Here is a 17,094-nt window from a genome sequence, read left to right on the forward strand (position 1 = left end):
AGCCGCCATGAATACGACTATTGCCCAACAAATTGCCGATGAAGGCGGCGTAGAAGCTTATCTGCACGCCCAACAGTACAAAAGCCTGCTGCGTTTCCTGACCTGCGGCAGCGTGGATGACGGGAAAAGTACCCTGATTGGTCGTCTGCTGCACGACACGCGCCAGATCTACGAAGATCAGCTCTCTTCCCTGCACAATGACAGCAAACGCCACGGCACCCAGGGCGAAAAACTCGACCTGGCGCTGCTGGTGGACGGCTTGCAGGCGGAGCGCGAGCAGGGCATTACCATTGATGTCGCCTATCGCTACTTCTCTACCGAAAAGCGCAAATTTATTATCGCCGACACCCCGGGGCACGAGCAGTACACCCGTAACATGGCGACCGGCGCGTCCACCTGTGACCTGGCGATCCTGCTGATCGACGCCCGTAAAGGTGTGCTGGATCAGACTCGTCGTCACAGCTTTATCTCTACGCTGCTGGGGATCAAGCATCTGGTGGTGGCGGTGAACAAAATGGATCTGGTGGGCTACAGCGAAGCGCGTTTCGACGAGATCCGCCAGAGCTACCTGACCTTTGCTGAACAGCTGCCGGGCAACCTCGATATTCGCTTTGTGCCGCTGTCGGCGCTGGAAGGGGATAACGTCGCCTCTCAGAGCGCGAACATGCCGTGGTACAGCGGCCCGACGCTGCTGGAAGTGCTGGAAACCGTTGAAATTCAGCGCGTGGTCGATACCCAGCCGATGCGCTTCCCGGTGCAGTACGTGAACCGTCCGAACCTCGATTTCCGCGGCTTCTCCGGTACTCTCGCTTCAGGCTCCGTGAAGGTGGGTCAGCGCGTCAAGGTGCTGCCATCCGGCGTGGAATCGACCATCGCCCGTATCGTCACCTTTGATGGCGATCTGGACGAAGCCGGGGCAGGTGAAGCGGTAACCCTGGTACTGAAAGACGAAATTGATATCAGCCGCGGCGACCTGCTGGTCGACGCGCAGGAAACGCTGGCGGCGGTGCAGGGCGCATCCGTGGATGTAGTGTGGATGGCCGAACAGCCGCTGACCGCAGGCCAGAGCTATGACATTAAAATCGCCGGCAAGAAAACCCGCGCCCGCGTGGACGGCATTCAGTTCCAGGTGGACATCAACAACCTGACCCACCGTGACGTGAGCGAGCTGCCGCTGAACGGCATCGGTCTGGTGGATATGACCTTCGACGAGCCGCTGGTGCTGGATCCGTATCAGCAGAATCCGGTGACGGGCGGGCTGATCTTCATTGACCGCCTGACCAACGTCACCGTCGGTGCCGGCATGGTCCGCGAGCCTGACGCACAGGCGAGCGTGACGTCTGAGTTCAGCGCCTTCGAGCTGGAACTGAACGCGCTGGTGCGTAAGCACTTCCCGCACTGGGGCGCACGCGATCTGCTGGGAGGCAAGTGATGGCCGCCCATGATGAGAACGTCGTCTGGCATCCTCATCCGGTCACCGTCGCCCAGCGCGAACAGCTCCACGGTCACCGTGGGGTTGTGCTGTGGTTTACCGGGCTGTCTGGCTCCGGTAAATCCACGGTGGCAGGCGCACTGGAAGAGGCGCTGCATCAGCAGGGGGTGAGCACCTACCTGCTGGACGGCGACAACGTGCGTCACGGCCTGTGCAGCGATTTAGGGTTCAGCGATGAAGACCGTAAAGAGAACATTCGTCGGGTAGGGGAAGTCGCCAGCCTGATGGCGGATGCCGGGCTGGTGGTGCTAACGGCGTTTATCTCACCGCACCGCGCCGAACGTCAGATGGTGCGTGAGCGCGTGGGGCAGAATCGCTTTATTGAAGTGTTTGTGGATACCCCGCTGGCAATCTGCGAAGCGCGCGATCCAAAAGGGCTGTACAAAAAAGCCCGCGCGGGAGAGCTGCGAAACTTCACCGGCATTGACTCGGTTTACGAAGCGCCTGAATCCCCTGAGATTCATCTGGAAGGCCAACAATTGGTAACAAATTTAGTAAGCCAATTATTAGACCTGCTCAGACGGGACGATATTATCAGATCCTGAGACGGTATCGTTCGGGAGCTGTCTTCCCGAGCGATGAGTCACGGTCACAGGATTAGCTATGCGCAACAGTGAAAACTACATGATTACCACCGGGTCGGAACCGTTAACGACCGACGACGAGACGACCTGGTCCTTCCCTGGGGCGATAGTCGGCTTCGTATCGTGGCTACTGGCGCTGGGTATCCCGTTTTTGATCTACGGTGGTAACACCCTCTTTTTCTTCCTCTATACCTGGCCTTTCTTTCTGGCGCTGATGCCCGTTGCGGTGGTTGTGGGCGTGGCGCTGCACTCCCTTTTCAACGGCAAGCTCCTGTATAGTACGCTCATCACTATCGCCACCGTTGTGGTCATCTTTGGCCTGCTGTTTTTATGGCTGATGGGCTAACTTACGGCATAATTAAAACCCCGCAGTAGAGTCCAGCGGAAAGTTATGGGATGATGATGCCGTTTTTTCAGGGGGCAGGATGGGTAAACTAACGCTGCTGTTGCTGGCTTTGCTGGTCTGGCTGCAATATTCGCTGTGGTTCGGCAAAAACGGACTGCACGACTACAGCCGGGTGAGCGATGACGTCGCGGCACAGCAGGCTACAAACGCCAAACTTAAAGCGCGTAACGATCAACTTTTTGCTGAAATTGATGACCTCAATGGCGGCCAGGAGGCGATTGAGGAACGCGCACGCAATGAACTCAGTATGACTAAGCCGGGCGAAACGTTTTATCGCCTGGTTCCGGATGCGTCTAAACGCAATCAGGGCTCCGCACAAAACAATCGATAATCAGGCCCAGGATTACGACATGGCAGCAACTTTTTCGGACGTCTGTGCCGTGGTGCCGGCCGCAGGTTTTGGCCGGCGCATGCAGACAGAGTGTCCCAAGCAGTACCTCTCAATTGGCGATAAAACGATCCTCGAGCACGCCGTGGCAGCGCTGCTGGCGCATGCCCGGGTGAAACGCGTGGTTATTGCCATCAGCCCCGGCGATGCGCGTTTTGCACAGCTCCCGCTGGCAAATCATCCTCAGATTACCGTTGTTGACGGCGGCGCCGAGCGGGCCGACTCTGTTCTGGCGGGCATTCAGGCTGCCGGGAACGCGCAGTGGGTGCTGGTGCACGATGCCGCGCGTCCCTGTCTGCATCACGACGATCTGTCACGTCTGCTGGCCCTGAGTGAAACCAGTAACGTGGGCGGCATTCTGGCCGCCCCGGTGCGTGACACCATGAAGCGTGCCGAACCGGGTAAACTGGCGATTGCCCACACCGTCGAGCGCGTGGATTTATGGCACGCGCTGACGCCACAATTTTTTCACCGCGAATTACTTCACGACTGCTTAACGCGTGCGCTCAAAGAAGGTGCGACCATTACGGACGAAGCCTCGGCGCTGGAGTATTGCGGTTTCCACCCAACGCTTGTTGAAGGGCGCGCTGATAATATTAAAGTGACGCGCCCGGAAGACTTACAGCTCGCGGAATTTTATCTTACTCGTACGACCCCTCAGGAGAAGGCATAATGCGTATTGGACACGGTTTTGATGTACACGCCTTTGGCGGCGTTGGCCCAATTATCATTGGCGGCGTGCGCATTCCTTACGAAAAAGGTTTGCTGGCGCATTCTGATGGCGACGTGGCGCTGCATGCGCTGACCGACGCGCTGCTGGGTGCCGCCGCGCTGGGCGACATTGGCAAACTGTTCCCGGACACCGATCCTGCTTTTAAAGGCGCAGACAGCCGCGAACTGCTGCGCGAAGCCTGGCGTCGTATTCAGGCCAAAGGCTACACCCTCGGCAACGTTGATGTGACGATCATTGCTCAGGCACCGAAGATGCTGCCGCACATCCCTCAGATGCGCGTGTTTATCGCTGAAGATCTGGGCTGCCATATGGACGATGTCAACGTCAAAGCGACCACCACGGAGAAGCTGGGCTTTACCGGTCGTGGCGAAGGCATTGCCTGTGAAGCTGTGGCGCTGCTGGTGAAGGCGGCCAAATGACGGATTTCGACAACCTGACGTATCTGCACGGTAAACCGCAGGGCAAGGGTCTGCTGAAAGCCAACCCTGAAGATTTCGTGGTAGTGGAAGATCTGGGTTTTGAGCCGGATGGCGAAGGCGAGCACATCCTGGTGCGCATTCTGAAAAACGGCTGCAACACCCGCTTCGTGGCGGACGCGCTGGCAAAATTCCTCAAAATTCACGCCCGTGAAGTGAGCTTTGCCGGTCAAAAAGATAAACATGCCGTGACCGAACAGTGGCTTTGCGCCCGCGTGCCCGGCAATGCCATGCCCGATTTAAGCAAATTTGAGCTTGAGGGCTGTAAGGTACTGGAGTATGCCCGCCATAAACGCAAACTGCGTCCGGGAGCGTTGAAAGGCAACGATTTCACGCTGGTGCTGCGTGAAGTGACCGACCGCGATGACGTTGAAAAACGCCTGAGGGCCATTACCGTACGCGGCGTGCCAAACTATTTTGGCGCACAGCGCTTTGGCATTGGTGGCAGCAACCTGCTGGGCGCGCTGCGCTGGGCGCAAAGCAGTGCGCCGGTACGCGACAGGAATAAACGCAGTTTTTGGTTGTCGGCGGCCCGCAGTGCGTTGTTTAATCAGATTGTGAGCGAACGGCTGAAAAAACCGGACGCGAATCAAGTTGTTGTCGGCGATGCGCTACAATTAGCGGGACGCGGAAGCTGGTTTGTGGCAACGGCCAATGAGATGGCCGATGCCCAGTCGCGCGTGGACGCTAAAGCGCTGATGATTACCGCCGCCTTGCCGGGCTCAGGCGACTGGGGAACCCAGGGCGAGGCGCTGGCCGCTGAGCAGTCAGCGGTGGCGGATGCGCCAGAATTACAATCATTGCTGGTGCGGGAAAAAGTTGAGGCGGCGCGCCGTGCGATGCTCCTCTACCCGCAACAGCTGAGCTGGAACTGGTGGGATGACGTAACCGTCGAGTTACGCTTCTGGCTGCCGGCAGGTAGCTTTGCCACCAGTGTTGTCAGGGAACTTATCAACACGTCGGGTGATTATGCGAATATTGCTGAGTAACGATGACGGGATCCATGCGCCAGGTATTCAGACGCTGGCGAAACACCTCCGCGAATTTGCGGATGTGCAGGTCGTGGCTCCCGATCGTAACCGCAGTGGCGCGTCTAACTCATTGACGCTGGAGTCTTCACTTCGCACCTTTACCTTTGAGAATGGCGATATTGCCGTCCAGATGGGGACGCCGACCGACTGCGTGTTTCTGGGCGTAAATGCGCTGATGCGCCCGCGGCCGGATGTTGTGGTCTCCGGCATCAATGCCGGGCCGAATCTTGGCGATGATGTGATTTACTCCGGCACCGTGGCCGCGGCGATGGAGGGGCGTCACCTGGGTTTCCCGGCGCTGGCGGTCTCGTTAAACGGCCACACCCACTATGACACTGCCGCCGCGGTGACCTGCTCCATTCTCCGTGCGCTTGGCCGCGAGCCGCTGCGTACCGGACGTATCCTCAATATTAACGTGCCGGATCTCCCGCTGGACGAGATCAAAGGGATCCGCGTGACGCGCTGCGGCAGTCGCCATCCGGCCGATCAGGTTATTCCCCAGCAGGATCCGCGCGGCAATACCCTGTACTGGATCGGCCCGCCGGGAGATAAATGCGATGCAGGGCCAGACACCGACTTCGCTGCGGTGGATGAAGGTTACGTTTCCGTTACGCCGTTGCACGTAGATTTAACCGCTTATAGCGCGCATGATGTGGTGTCGGACTGGTTAGATCGGGTCGGAGTGAACGCGCAATGGTAAGTAAACGTGTACAAACTCTTCTGGAACAATTACGCGCACAGGGGATCGCCAACGAGCAGGTGCTGGATGCGCTTGCCCAGGTTCCCCGTGAGAAGTTTGTAGATGAGGCGTTTGAACACAAAGCGTGGGAAAACGTGGCGCTGCCCATCGGGCAAGGCCAGACGATTTCGCAGCCTTACATGGTGGCGCGTATGACGGAGCTTCTGGAGTTAACGCCAGACTCCCGGGTGCTGGAAATTGGCACCGGTTCAGGGTATCAGACCGCGATCCTGGCCCACCTTGTGCACCATGTCTGTTCCGTGGAACGGATTAAAGGCTTGCAGTGGCAGGCGCGCCGTCGCCTGAAACAGCTTGATTTACATAATGTATCGACACGCCACGGCGATGGATGGCAGGGTTGGCAGGCTCGCGCCCCGTTTGACGCCATTATTGTCACGGCAGCGCCACCTGAAATCCCCGCTGCACTTCTCTCGCAGCTGGACGAGGGCGGCATTCTTGTTTTGCCCGTCGGCGATGAGCAGCAGCTTTTAAAGCGCGTTCGTCGACGCGGCGGCGAGTTTATTATCGATACCGTGGAAGCCGTGCGCTTTGTGCCCCTGGTTAAAGGCGAGCTGGCCTGAGACTCGGATTTTTCCAGGGTTATTGAGGCAAATTCAGCGTATGGTGTGGCGCGATAGGTTCGTGCCATCACGGTTATTTTTAAGTCACTGGTAGTTAACACATTCCTGGGGGATAAATGAGCGCGGGAAGCCCAAAATTCACCATCAGCCGTGTTGCGGCATTATCACTGGTTTCGCTCTGGCTGGCAGGCTGTACAAGTTCTGACAATGCACCTGCGCCCGTCAGTTCCGTCAATGGAACCAGCGGCTCGGGTAACACGTCCAGCGGAATGTTGATTACCCCTCCGCCTAAAATGGGCACGTCCACGGCGCAGCAAACTCCGCAGATCCAGCCGGTTCAGCGTCCAGTTACGCAGCCTTCGCAGATTCAGCCAGTGGATCAGCCTGTTCAGACCGAAAATGGCCGCATAGTGTATAACCGTAAGTATGGGAACATTCCGAAAGGTAGCTATACCGGCGGCAGCACCTATACCGTGAAGCGCGGCGATACGCTGTTCTATATTGCCTGGATCACCGGGAACGATTTCCGCGATCTGGCACAGCGAAACAACGTCCAGGCCCCGTATGGTCTGGAAGTCGGGCAAACGCTCCAGGTAGGCAATGCAACGGGTACCCCACTGACGCCTGGCAACACGGTTTCAGCGGCCGATGTGACGGCTCAAAATAACAGCGTTAAGCCTGCACAAAAATCCACCACGGTGGTTGCTTCACAACCTGTAATTACGTATTCTGAGGATTCAGGTGATCAGAGTGCTAACAAAATGTTGCCGAATAATAAAGGTACTGCGACTGTTGTCACAGCACCGACTACGGCACCTGTGGTTAGCTCTACTGTACCGACTGCAAGCAGTCAGAATGCCAGCTCGTCAATCACCACCTGGCGCTGGCCAACTGACGGCAAGATTATCGAGAACTTCGCTACCTCTGAGGGGGGCAACAAAGGGATCGATATCGCAGGCAGTAAAGGACAGGCAATCATCGCGACCGCAGACGGGCGCGTTGTCTATGCCGGTAACGCACTGCGCGGTTACGGTAATCTTATTATCATCAAACATAATGATGATTACCTGAGTGCCTACGCCCATAACGACACTATGCTGGTCCGGGAACAACAAGAAGTTAAGGCGGGGCAAAAAATCGCTACCATGGGTAGCACCGGAACCAGTTCTACACGCTTGCATTTTGAAATTCGTTACAAGGGGAAATCCGTAAACCCGCTGCAATATTTACCGCAGCGATAAATTGATGGGACATGCCAGCCAGGGTGTCTCGTCCAGGGATCACGGGTAGGAGCCACCTTATGAGTCAGAATACGCTGAAAGTTCATGATTTAAATGAAGACGCGGAATTTGATGAGAACGGAGCAGAGGCTTTTGACGAAAAAGCCTTAGTAGAAGAGGAACCCAGTGATAACGATTTGGCTGAAGAAGAGCTGTTATCGCAGGGTGCCACACAGCGTGTGCTGGACGCGACTCAGCTTTACCTTGGGGAGATTGGTTACTCCCCACTGCTAACGGCCGAAGAAGAAGTCTATTTCGCACGTCGTGCTTTGCGTGGTGATGTTGCCTCGCGTCGTCGCATGATCGAAAGTAACCTGCGACTGGTCGTGAAAATTGCCCGCCGTTACGGCAATCGTGGTCTGGCTCTGCTGGATCTGATTGAAGAGGGCAACTTAGGTCTCATCCGCGCAGTTGAGAAGTTTGACCCGGAACGCGGGTTCCGTTTCTCAACCTACGCGACCTGGTGGATTCGTCAGACCATCGAACGGGCTATTATGAACCAGACCCGTACGATTCGACTGCCGATCCACATCGTCAAAGAGTTGAATGTTTATCTGCGTACCGCGCGCGAGTTGTCCCATAAACTGGACCACGAGCCAAGTGCGGAAGAAATTGCAGAGCAACTCGACAAACCGGTTGATGACGTAAGCCGTATGCTGCGTCTCAACGAGCGCATTACCTCGGTTGACACCCCGCTGGGTGGCGACTCCGAAAAAGCGCTGCTGGACATCCTGGCCGATGAAAAAGACAACGGCCCGGAAGACACCACGCAGGACGATGACATGAAACAGAGCATCGTCAAATGGCTGTTCGAACTGAACGCCAAACAGCGTGAAGTGCTGGCACGTCGTTTCGGTTTACTGGGGTATGAAGCTGCGACACTGGAAGACGTCGGTCGTGAGATTGGCCTGACCCGTGAACGTGTTCGTCAGATTCAGGTTGAAGGACTACGTCGCCTGCGTGAAATTCTGCAAGGGCAAGGTCTGAATATCGAAGCGCTGTTCCGCGAGTAAGCAACCATTCGTCAGAAAAGGCCCGTCGTGAGACGGGCCTTTTTTATGCCTTACGGCTGCGCCGTTTCGTGCAGCAAACGCCAGGTGATGTTATCCCCTTCCTGATTAAGCACTGCGGTTGACCAGCGCACGTTGACGGGCTGGCCTGGCCGGGTTTGCGTCTCCCGATAATGGAGCACCGCGCCGTTGTCCCATGTCTGAAGCGTTGTTAACGCATCAATGTCGATCCTGAGCCCGGGTCGGGTTCCCCGCTGTGCATATAAAAATTGGGCAAGCGCGTGATGATCTAAAGGGTTGCCACTCGGTGGAACCATCAGAAAATCCGGACGGAAACGGGCGAGCAGGGCGTCCCGATCGCCTTCGCCTGCACCTAACCAGTTTTCAAGGGCGACGTGAATGTCGAGGATCTCTTGTTCGTAATGGGTCATGGTTGCTCCTGTTGCAGTTGCGCAAGTAACTGCGTGTTGTTAAGACGGTAGACGTACAGTACGGGCAGTAGGGTGATGACTGCGGCAAAAACAAACATCCCGTGCCAGGCGGCCAGCGGCGCGAGATAATCCTGCATGCAGCTCAGCGCCTGACCAACCGGGATCAGTAACCCCCCTCCGGCGCCCTGTACGACTCGCCAGGCAATCAGACTTTCCAGCGAAGATGAGAGACCCGCCGCAACGGAGGCCGCGCTAAAGAGAAGCAGTGAGAGCAGGATAACGCGCTTCGGCCCGACGCGGCGCGTCAGGATACTGCTGAAAGGGATGACTAGCGTCAGCCCGGCAATGTATCCGTTACTTACCCAGGCAAGCGCGGAAGGTGTGGTATTGAAAGCGCGAGCCATCGCCGGAAAGGCGACGCTGGCAATAAACATGTTTATCAAATCAAGGAAAAAGCCGAGCAGAAAGACGACGGCGATTTTGCTGCGATACGTCATGGAAGTTCCTCCGGTGAGGTGGCGTATCGTATCGGCCCGCGCGTTACGGGTAAACGCGACAAAGCACGATATACTGTCAACATTATTTTGACAGTTAACCAGGCAAGCGATGCTTAATTTACAGCGTACGGCGATGTTTATCGCCGTAGCGGACACCGGCAGTTTCACCGCCGCAGCGGAGGCGATGGGGCTGACAAAAGCGGTGGTCAGCTTTCATATTCGTCAGCTTGAAGAGGAGCTGGGCGTCACCCTGTTGCTGCGAACCACCCGACGCCTGACGCTGACCGAGGCGGGGAAGCTCTTTCATCAACGAAGCGTGATGCTGTTACGGGATGCAGAGCGATTGCAGGATGACGTTCGCGCCAACCACGCCGGGCTGACGGGAGAACTGCGGATCACCACCACGCCCGAATATGGCTCGCAGGTTGTGGTGCCTTTGCTGGCTGAATTTAGCCAGCTGCACCCGGACCTTCGCGTGCGGCATGTCTCGTCCTCTTTACATGCCGATCTTATCGCCGAGCGCTTCGATGTCGCTATCCGGCTCGGCACGCTTGCAGATTCGCGCTAGCACGCCGCGTTGATGACCTCCTTCACCATCCTGCCCGTGGCAACGCCAGGCTGGCTGGCAAACCATCCGGTTGACTCGCTGGAGCAGCTGGCGGAAGCGGGCTGGATCATTCACGAGCGTTTAACCTCGCCGCTGCGCTGGCAGGTGAGAGGCGTTGATCGGCATCCGGTTTCCTTTGAGATCAAGAAAGCGCCGCGCCTGTATGCAGACAGCGCCCAGGCGCTGATGGCTTTTGCCCTCGCGGGATGTGGAGTGGCGCTGCTGCCGGAGTGGCTGGTGCGAAACGCACTGGATGCAGGGGAACTGGTCTCGCTGTTACCGGCGTACACGTTCGCTCAGCAGGGCATCTATGCCGTTTATCCTGATGCCCGGCATGTGCCCGCGAAAGTGCGAACATTTATTGATTTTATGCGCGTCAGGGTTACTTAATCCTGCATCATCTTTTTAATGAGCGCTGAAAATTGCTCTCGTTCCGCGCCGTTAAGGCGCCCTAAAAACGTCTCATCCACCTCATTTCCAATCGGTTTACTGCTCTCAAGCAGGGCCTCACCTTCGGCCGTCAGAAAGACAAACCGACGGCGCTTGTCCGCCGGATCGTGCTCGCGCCTGACCAGGCCGCGTGCTTCCATGCGGCTCAGCATTTCTGCCAGCGTCGCTTTGGTGCTCACCGCGACTTCAGTCAGGGCAACCTGCTCAATGCCAGGATTTTCAGCAATTGACCGCATCACCGCATACTGTGGCTTTGTCAGTTCGGGCAATGCGTGCTGCCACTGGGCGGTATGCTGTTGAAAAAGCTGACGTAGCAGGTGGAAAGCTTCTTGTCTTAACTCCATGGACACTCCGACGGAAAAATACTCCCTCTATGATAGCCGCTCTCGGGCTGAATTTTAACGCGAGAGTTTTTTAGCGATTAGTGTGATCGTATACGAACGATCTTGTCAGCAGCAGGATCAAGGCGTAGTTTAATTAATATGTTCGTATACGAACAAAATAATTGAGGTGCTGAATGAGATTGATTGTGGGAATGACGGGCGCAACGGGTGCGCCATTAGGCGTGGCGTTGTTGCAGGCGCTGCGGGAAATGCCGGAGGTGGAAACGCATCTGGTGATGTCGAAGTGGGCAAAAACCACGATTGAACTGGAAACGCCCTTCACTGCGCATGACGTTGCTGCCCTGGCGGATGTCGTCCATAGCCCGGCCGATCAGGCTGCCACAATCTCCTCCGGCTCGTTTCGCACCGACGGCATGATCGTCATCCCGTGCAGCATGAAAACGCTGGCGGGTATCCGCGCGGGCTACGCCGAAGGGCTGGTAGGGCGTGCCGCAGACGTGGTGCTGAAAGAGGGACGCAAGCTGGTGCTGGTTCCCCGTGAGACGCCGCTCAGCACCATCCATCTCGAGAACATGCTTGCCCTTTCCCGCATGGGCGTGGCGATGGTGCCGCCTATGCCTGCGTACTACAACCACCCGCAAACCGCCGATGACATTACCCATCATATCGTGACCCGCGTTCTCGACCAGTTCGGTCTGGAGCATAAAAAAGCCCGACGCTGGGAAGGTTTGCAGGCAGCGAAACATTTTTCACAGGAGAATAAAGATGGCATTTGATGATTTGAGAAGCTTCTTGCAGGCGCTCGATGAGCAAGGGCAGCTGCTGAAAATTGAGGAAGAGGTAAACGCTGAGCCGGATTTAGCTGCGGCCGCCAACGCTACCGGGCGCATTGGCGATGGCGCGCCTGCGCTGTGGTTCGATAATATTCGCGGTTTCACCGATGCCCGTGTGGTGATGAACACTATCGGCTCGTGGCAAAACCACGCTATTTCGATGGGGCTGCCGGCGAATACACCGGTGAAAAAACAGATCGACGAGTTTATTCGTCGCTGGGACAAATTTCCCGTCGCGCCAGAGCGTCGTGCAAACCCGGCCTGGGCGCAGAACACGGTGGACGGGGAAGACATTAACCTGTTCGACATTCTGCCGCTGTTCCGCCTGAACGACGGTGACGGGGGCTTTTATCTCGATAAAGCATGCGTTGTCTCCCGCGATCCGCTCGACCCCGATCACTTCGGCAAGCAGAACGTCGGGATCTATCGTATGGAAGTGAAGGGCAAGCGTAAGCTCGGCCTGCAACCGGTGCCGATGCACGATATTGCGTTGCATCTGCATAAGGCAGAAGAGCGCGGCGAAGACCTGCCAATTGCCATTACGCTGGGTAACGATCCGATCATCACCCTGATGGGCGCCACGCCGCTGAAATACGATCAATCCGAGTATGAGATGGCCGGTGCGCTACGTGAAAGCCCGTATCCGATTGCGACGGCTCCGCTGACCGGTTTCGATGTGCCGTGGGGGTCGGAAGTGATCCTGGAAGGGGTGATTGAAGGCCGGAAACGTGAAATTGAAGGGCCCTTCGGTGAGTTTACCGGTCACTACTCCGGCGGGCGCAACATGACGGTTGTGCGTATCGACAAAGTTTCTTACCGCACCAAACCCATTTTCGAATCTCTCTACCTGGGGATGCCGTGGACCGAGATTGATTATCTGATGGGGCCCGCCACCTGCGTACCGCTCTATCAACAGCTGAAGGCTGAATTCCCGGAAGTGCAGGCGGTAAACGCCATGTACACCCACGGTCTGCTGGCGATTATCTCCACTAAAAAGCGTTACGGCGGTTTTGCCCGTGCGGTCGGGCTCCGCGCCATGACCACGCCACACGGTCTGGGTTACGTGAAGATGGTGATTATGGTGGATGAAGATGTCGATCCGTTTAACCTGCCGCAGGTGATGTGGGCGCTGTCATCGAAGGTCAATCCGGCAGGCGATCTGGTGCAGCTACCGAATATGTCTGTGCTCGAGCTTGACCCTGGCTCCAGCCCGGCGGGGATCACTGACAAGCTGATCATTGATGCCACCACCCCTGTTGCCCCGGACAATCGTGGTCACTACAGCCAGCCGGTACAGGATCTCCCTGAAACCAAAGCCTGGGCCGAAAAACTGACCGCGATGCTGGCGGCACGTCAATAAGGAGGAAAAAATGATTTGTCCACGTTGTGCCGATGAACATATTGAAGTGATGGCAACATCACCGGTGAAAGGTGTCTGGACGGTATACCAGTGTCAGCACTGTCTGTATACCTGGCGCGATACCGAACCGCTGCGCCGTACCAGCCGCGAGCATTACCCGGAAGCGTTCCGCATGACGCAGAAGGATATTGATGGGGCGCCGCAGGTGCCGACGATCCCGCCGCTGCTGTAAAAAAGCCCGGTGGCGGCTGCGCTTACCGGGCGATAATATTGTGCGGTCTTTTTTGCCGGGTGGCGGCTTCGCCTTACCCGGCCTACAAAACCCGTAGGCCCGGTAAGCGTAGCGCCACCGGGCAAAAGACCGCAGAGAACTAAACCAGACTCTTCAACCGATAAATCCACTCCAGCGCCTGTCGCGGCGTCAGGGAATCCGGGTCGAGATTTTCCAGCGCTTCCACGGCCGGAGAGATCTCTTCCGGGACCGCCAGCAGTGACATCTGCGTACCATCTATCTGCGTCGCCGCCGCATTCGGTGACAAACTTTCCAGTTCACGCAGTTTCTGACGCGCGCGCTTGATCACCTCTTTTGGCACGCCCGCCAGCGCCGCGACGGCCAGGCCATAACTCTTGCTTGCCGCGCCGTCCTGCACCGTGTGCATAAAGGCGATGGTGTCGCCGTGCTCAAGCGCATCAAGGTGGACGTTAGCCACGCCTTCCATTTTCTCTGGCAGCTGTGTCAGTTCGAAATAGTGCGTTGCGAACAGCGTCAGCGCCTTGATTTTATTTGCCAGACTTTCCGCGCACGCCCAGGCCAGGGACAGGCCGTCATAGGTGGAGGTACCGCGTCCTACTTCGTCCATCAACACCAGACTGTTCTCTGTCGCGTTATGCAGAATGTTGGCGGTTTCGGTCATCTCGACCATAAAGGTAGAGCGACCGCTCGCCAGATCGTCCGCCGCACCCACACGGGTGAAGATACGGTCGATAGGGCCAATCTCAACCTTCTGCGCCGGAACGTAGCTGCCGATGTAGGCGAGCAGCGCGATAAGGGCTGTCTGGCGCATATAGGTGCTTTTACCGCCCATGTTGGGGCCGGTAATGATCAGCATTCTTCGCTGCGGTGACAGGTTCAACGGGTTGGCAATAAACGGTTCGTTCAGCACCTGCTCAACCACCGGGTGGCGGCCTTCGGTAATGCGAATGCCGGGTTTGTCAGTAAAGGTCGGACAGGTGTAATTCAGCGTATCGGCGCGCTCGGCCAGGTTTACCAGGACATCCAGCTCGGCCAGCGCAGCGGCGCTCAGTTGCAGGTCAGCCAGGTGCGGCATCAGGATGTCGAACAGCTCGTCATACAGCTGTTTCTCCAGCGCCAGCGCTTTACCTTTCGACGTGAGCACTTTGTCTTCGTACTCTTTCAGCTCGGGAATAATGTAGCGCTCGGCATTTTTCAGCGTCTGGCGGCGAACGTAGTGAATCGGTGCCAGGTGGCTCTGCCCACGGCTGATCTGGATATAGTAACCGTGTACCGCGTTGTAGCCGACTTTCAGGGTGTCGAGCCCCAGACGTTCACGCTCGCGGATTTCCAGCTTATCCAGATAATCCGTCGCGCCATCGGCCAGCGCACGCCATTCGTCCAGCTCTTCGTTGTAACCCGGAGCAATAACCCCGCCATCCCGCACCAGAACAGGCGGCGCATCAATGATGGCGCGTTCCAGCAGTTCGCGAAGCTCGGTAAATTCGCCCATGGTTTCGCGCAGCTTCTGCACTGGCGCGCTGTCGATCTCTCCCAACTGAGCACGCAGTTCCGGCAACTGCTGGAACGCGTGGCGCATACGGGCGAGATCGCGTGGACGCGCGGTTCGCAGTGCCAGGCGCGCCAGGATACGCTCAAGATCACCCACCTGACGCAGCACCGGCTGCAAGTCGGTGTAACGATCCTGCAATGCGGCAATGGTTTGTTGGCGACCGATCAGCGTGTCGGTATTGCGGATCGGCATATGCAGCCAGCGTTTGAGCATACGGCTGCCCATGGGGGTAACCGTGCTGTCGAGAACCGACGCCAGCGTATTTTCCATGCCGCCAGCGAGGTTCTGAGTGATCTCCAGGTTGCGGCGCGTGGCGGCATCCATGATGATGCTGTCCTGCTGACGCTCCATGGTAATGGAACGGATATGGGGCAGGGCGGTACGCTGCGTATCCTTAACGTACTGCAACAGGCAGCCTGCGGCACACAGTCCGCGCGGGGCGTTTTCTACGCCAAAGCCAATCAAATCTCGCGTGCCAAATTGCAGGTTCAGCTGCTGGCGCGCGGTATCAATTTCGAACTCCCACAGTGGACGACGACGCAGGCCGCGGCGACCTTCAATCAGCGCCGTCTCGGCGAAATCTTCTGCATAAAGCAGTTCTGCCGGATTGGTGCGCTGTAGTTCAGCCGCCATGGTTTCACGGTCTGCCGGTTCACTCAGGCGAAAACGACCGGAGCTGATATCCAGCGTGGCGTAGCCAAACCCTTTACCGTCCTGCCAGATCGCCGCCAGCAGGTTATCCTGGCGCTCCTGAAGCAGGGCCTCATCGCTGATGGTTCCCGGCGTCACGATGCGTACGACCTTGCGCTCAACGGGGCCTTTCGACGTGGCCGGGTCGCCAATTTGTTCGCAGATAGCGACAGACTCACCCTGGTTCACCAGCTTCGCCAGATAGTTTTCAACCGCGTGATGCGGGATACCTGCCATCGGGATGGGCTCGCCTGCCGACGCGCCACGTTTCGTCAGGGAAATGTCGAGCAGCTGAGACGCACGTTTCGCATCGTCATAAAAAAGCTCGTAAAAATCGCCCATACGGTAAAACAGCAAAATTTCCGGATGCTGTGCCTTCAGCTTCAGGTACTGCTGCATCATTGGCGTATGCGCGTCGAAATTGTCGATTGTGCTCATGGAGTTATGATATCCATTTCTTTGAAAATATTACGCTTTGAGCGGCTCAATGGCCGATTGTTCCTTCTATTGTCGCATGAAAAAAAGGTGCGGCGCAGAAAAAAGTCACGACTTTACGAGGCATCTTCCACCATTAATTCAATGATGATTTTCCCGTGCTCGACGCCCACCCGAACCTGCGAGTTGGTGGTAAATCCCGCTTGCTCAAGCCAGTCGCCTTTCAGGCTCAGCGCTGCGTGTACGCTGTAGCGTTTTGGAATTTTCGTTTTACGGTCTTCATGACGTTTTCTGAAGTAACCCACTTTCAAGTGACGATAGGGTTTGGCGATCGCGATCTCTTGCATAAGCTCTCCGGTGAATGCGGTCAAAGGTGGTTATTTATGCCTGTATAAAATACCAGTAAAACGCAGCGGGGGACGGGGTAATTCTGGAAGGGCGCTTCAGAAAATGGAATGCAATGACTGAAAATGTGCGGATAAAATGGTATTATAAATGCACTTTATTGTTGAGGACGACGTTATGTCCGGTAAACGTATTTCACGAGAAAAAAAGACGATCGCCAGAATGATCGCCCTGTACGAAAACAGGTGTCCGCACGCCATAAAAGAAGAGGAGCACTATTCAGCGCTCAAGGCTTATGCCGATAAGCGGCTGGATAAATGCGTGTTTGGTGAGGAAAAACCTGCCTGCAAACAGTGCCCTGTGCACTGTTATCAGCCCGCCCGACGGGAAGAGATGAAGCAGGTGATGCGCTGGGCAGGGCCACGTATGTTATGGCGCCATCCGATTCTGACCATCCGTCATCTGATCGACGATCGCCGTCCGGTTCCGGAATTACCCGAAAAGTATCGGCCCAAAAAATAACCGGCTCCGCGCCGCAGTGGGCGACAAATTACGCGCAGGGCGACGTCGCCGGAAT

At 56.7% G+C, this 17,094-nt stretch carries 20 protein-coding genes and 2 pseudogenes; 16 read left to right on the forward strand and 6 right to left on the reverse strand.

Going from position 1 to position 17,094, the window contains the following annotated elements:
• The first annotated feature begins 7 nt into the window (after nucleotides 1-7).
• The 9 genes from cysN to IM290_RS05000 all read left to right on the forward strand — a co-directional run bounded on the left by cysN (nucleotide 8) and on the right by IM290_RS05000 (nucleotide 6,430).
• Nucleotides 8-1,432, forward strand: coding sequence for a sulfate adenylyltransferase subunit CysN (gene cysN / locus IM290_RS04960; RefSeq protein WP_058689535.1), 1,425 nt, complete (start codon nucleotides 8-10; stop codon nucleotides 1,430-1,432).
• A complete protein-coding gene (cysC, locus tag IM290_RS04965) occupies nucleotides 1,432-2,037 on the forward strand; it encodes an adenylyl-sulfate kinase (RefSeq protein ID WP_015571713.1) in 606 nt (201 codons plus the stop codon). Before cysN ends, cysC begins: the two co-directional genes overlap by 1 nt.
• A 58-nt stretch (nucleotides 2,038-2,095) precedes the next feature.
• Nucleotides 2,096-2,422 carry a DUF3561 family protein gene (locus IM290_RS04970; RefSeq protein ID WP_006811767.1) on the forward strand — a complete coding sequence of 109 codons (327 nt, stop codon included), beginning with the start codon at nucleotides 2,096-2,098 and terminating at the stop codon, nucleotides 2,420-2,422.
• Between the two features lie 79 nt (nucleotides 2,423-2,501).
• Nucleotides 2,502-2,813, forward strand: a complete 312-nt coding sequence (gene ftsB / locus IM290_RS04975; protein WP_003862095.1) for a cell division protein FtsB — start codon at nucleotides 2,502-2,504, stop codon at nucleotides 2,811-2,813.
• Between the two features lie 19 nt (nucleotides 2,814-2,832).
• Complete coding sequence (ispD, locus tag IM290_RS04980; RefSeq protein WP_193042614.1) at nucleotides 2,833-3,543, forward strand: 2-C-methyl-D-erythritol 4-phosphate cytidylyltransferase; 711 nt, start codon at nucleotides 2,833-2,835, stop codon at nucleotides 3,541-3,543.
• Nucleotides 3,543-4,022 carry a 2-C-methyl-D-erythritol 2,4-cyclodiphosphate synthase gene (gene ispF / locus IM290_RS04985; RefSeq protein ID WP_003862097.1) on the forward strand — a complete coding sequence of 160 codons (480 nt, stop codon included), beginning with the start codon at nucleotides 3,543-3,545 and terminating at the stop codon, nucleotides 4,020-4,022. The genes ispD and ispF overlap by 1 nt, the downstream gene beginning before the upstream one ends.
• Nucleotides 4,019-5,068 carry a tRNA pseudouridine(13) synthase TruD gene (gene truD / locus IM290_RS04990; protein ID WP_193042615.1) on the forward strand — a complete coding sequence of 350 codons (1,050 nt, stop codon included), beginning with the start codon at nucleotides 4,019-4,021 and terminating at the stop codon, nucleotides 5,066-5,068. The genes ispF and truD overlap by 4 nt, the downstream gene beginning before the upstream one ends.
• On the forward strand, nucleotides 5,049-5,810 hold the full coding sequence (surE, locus tag IM290_RS04995; protein ID WP_017382816.1) for a 5'/3'-nucleotidase SurE: 762 nt from the start codon (nucleotides 5,049-5,051) through the stop codon (nucleotides 5,808-5,810). Before truD ends, surE begins: the two co-directional genes overlap by 20 nt.
• Nucleotides 5,804-6,430 carry a protein-L-isoaspartate(D-aspartate) O-methyltransferase gene (locus tag IM290_RS05000; RefSeq protein ID WP_015571709.1) on the forward strand — a complete coding sequence of 209 codons (627 nt, stop codon included), beginning with the start codon at nucleotides 5,804-5,806 and terminating at the stop codon, nucleotides 6,428-6,430. Before surE ends, IM290_RS05000 begins: the two co-directional genes overlap by 7 nt.
• Nucleotides 6,431-6,524: 94 nt before the next feature.
• Here the strand turns inward: IM290_RS05000 and IM290_RS21575 are convergent, their stop codons facing one another.
• Entirely contained in the window at nucleotides 6,525-6,665 is a 141-nt protein-coding gene (locus tag IM290_RS21575) for a peptidase (RefSeq protein ID WP_223230135.1), read from the reverse strand.
• On the opposite strand from IM290_RS21575, the gene nlpD reads away from it, so the two are divergent.
• Both nlpD and rpoS read left to right on the forward strand, forming a co-directional pair.
• On the forward strand, nucleotides 6,598-7,671 hold the full coding sequence (gene nlpD / locus IM290_RS05005; protein WP_223230139.1) for a murein hydrolase activator NlpD: 1,074 nt from the start codon (nucleotides 6,598-6,600) through the stop codon (nucleotides 7,669-7,671). The two genes, IM290_RS21575 and nlpD, sit on opposite strands and share 68 nt — an antisense overlap.
• A 59-nt stretch (nucleotides 7,672-7,730) precedes the next feature.
• Nucleotides 7,731-8,723, forward strand: coding sequence for an RNA polymerase sigma factor RpoS (gene rpoS / locus IM290_RS05010; protein WP_013098493.1), 993 nt, complete (start codon nucleotides 7,731-7,733; stop codon nucleotides 8,721-8,723).
• A 50-nt stretch (nucleotides 8,724-8,773) separates the two neighbouring features.
• On the opposite strand, the gene IM290_RS05015 is transcribed toward rpoS, so the two are convergent.
• Together IM290_RS05015 and IM290_RS05020 are read right to left on the reverse strand one after the other, a co-directional pair.
• Entirely contained in the window at nucleotides 8,774-9,151 is a 378-nt protein-coding gene (locus tag IM290_RS05015) for a DUF4440 domain-containing protein (RefSeq protein WP_062938006.1), read from the reverse strand.
• A 131-nt stretch (nucleotides 9,152-9,282) separates the two neighbouring features.
• Nucleotides 9,283-9,648 (reverse strand): annotated as a pseudogene (locus IM290_RS05020) (MFS transporter); the annotation flags it as partial.
• A 109-nt stretch (nucleotides 9,649-9,757) separates the two neighbouring features.
• Between IM290_RS05020 and IM290_RS05025 the strand changes: the two are divergent.
• Nucleotides 9,758-10,645 (forward strand): annotated as a pseudogene (locus tag IM290_RS05025) (LysR substrate-binding domain-containing protein).
• Here IM290_RS05025 and IM290_RS05030 read toward each other — a convergent pair.
• Nucleotides 10,642-11,049: a MarR family winged helix-turn-helix transcriptional regulator gene (locus IM290_RS05030; protein WP_023304324.1), complete on the reverse strand. Its 408-nt coding sequence runs from the start codon at nucleotides 11,047-11,049 to the stop codon at nucleotides 10,642-10,644. The pseudogene IM290_RS05025 and the gene IM290_RS05030 sit on opposite strands and share 4 nt — an antisense overlap.
• A gap of 173 nt (nucleotides 11,050-11,222) precedes the next feature.
• On the opposite strand from IM290_RS05030, the gene IM290_RS05035 reads away from it, so the two are divergent.
• The 3 genes from IM290_RS05035 to IM290_RS05045 are packed head-to-tail and all read left to right on the forward strand — an operon-like array spanning nucleotide 11,223 to nucleotide 13,474.
• Nucleotides 11,223-11,825, forward strand: coding sequence for a non-oxidative hydroxyarylic acid decarboxylases subunit B (locus tag IM290_RS05035; protein ID WP_017692764.1), 603 nt, complete (start codon nucleotides 11,223-11,225; stop codon nucleotides 11,823-11,825).
• On the forward strand, nucleotides 11,815-13,242 hold the full coding sequence (locus IM290_RS05040; protein ID WP_015571702.1) for a non-oxidative hydroxyarylic acid decarboxylases subunit C: 1,428 nt from the start codon (nucleotides 11,815-11,817) through the stop codon (nucleotides 13,240-13,242). The genes IM290_RS05035 and IM290_RS05040 overlap by 11 nt, the downstream gene beginning before the upstream one ends.
• A 10-nt stretch (nucleotides 13,243-13,252) precedes the next feature.
• Nucleotides 13,253-13,474, forward strand: a complete 222-nt coding sequence (locus IM290_RS05045; RefSeq protein ID WP_193042617.1) for a non-oxidative hydroxyarylic acid decarboxylases subunit D — start codon at nucleotides 13,253-13,255, stop codon at nucleotides 13,472-13,474.
• A 139-nt stretch (nucleotides 13,475-13,613) separates the two neighbouring features.
• Here the strand turns inward: IM290_RS05045 and mutS are convergent, their stop codons facing one another.
• Both mutS and IM290_RS05055 read right to left on the reverse strand, forming a co-directional pair.
• The gene (mutS, locus tag IM290_RS05050) at nucleotides 13,614-16,175 is read right to left on the reverse strand and encodes a DNA mismatch repair protein MutS (protein ID WP_193042618.1); all 2,562 of its coding nucleotides are present in this window, start codon (nucleotides 16,173-16,175) and stop codon (nucleotides 13,614-13,616) included.
• Between the two features lie 113 nt (nucleotides 16,176-16,288).
• On the reverse strand, nucleotides 16,289-16,519 hold the full coding sequence (locus IM290_RS05055) for a SymE family type I addiction module toxin (protein ID WP_017692767.1): 231 nt from the start codon (nucleotides 16,517-16,519) through the stop codon (nucleotides 16,289-16,291).
• Nucleotides 16,520-16,694: 175 nt separating this feature from the next.
• On the opposite strand from IM290_RS05055, the gene IM290_RS05060 reads away from it, so the two are divergent.
• Complete coding sequence (locus IM290_RS05060) at nucleotides 16,695-17,039, forward strand: nitrous oxide-stimulated promoter family protein (RefSeq protein WP_180243189.1); 345 nt, start codon at nucleotides 16,695-16,697, stop codon at nucleotides 17,037-17,039.
• Nucleotides 17,040-17,094 lie beyond the last annotated feature (55 nt).

The sequence above is a fragment of the Enterobacter cloacae complex sp. S1 genome (genome assembly GCF_014930525.1).
In the GTDB taxonomy this organism is placed as follows: Bacteria; Pseudomonadota; Gammaproteobacteria; order Enterobacterales; family Enterobacteriaceae; genus Enterobacter; species Enterobacter hormaechei_C.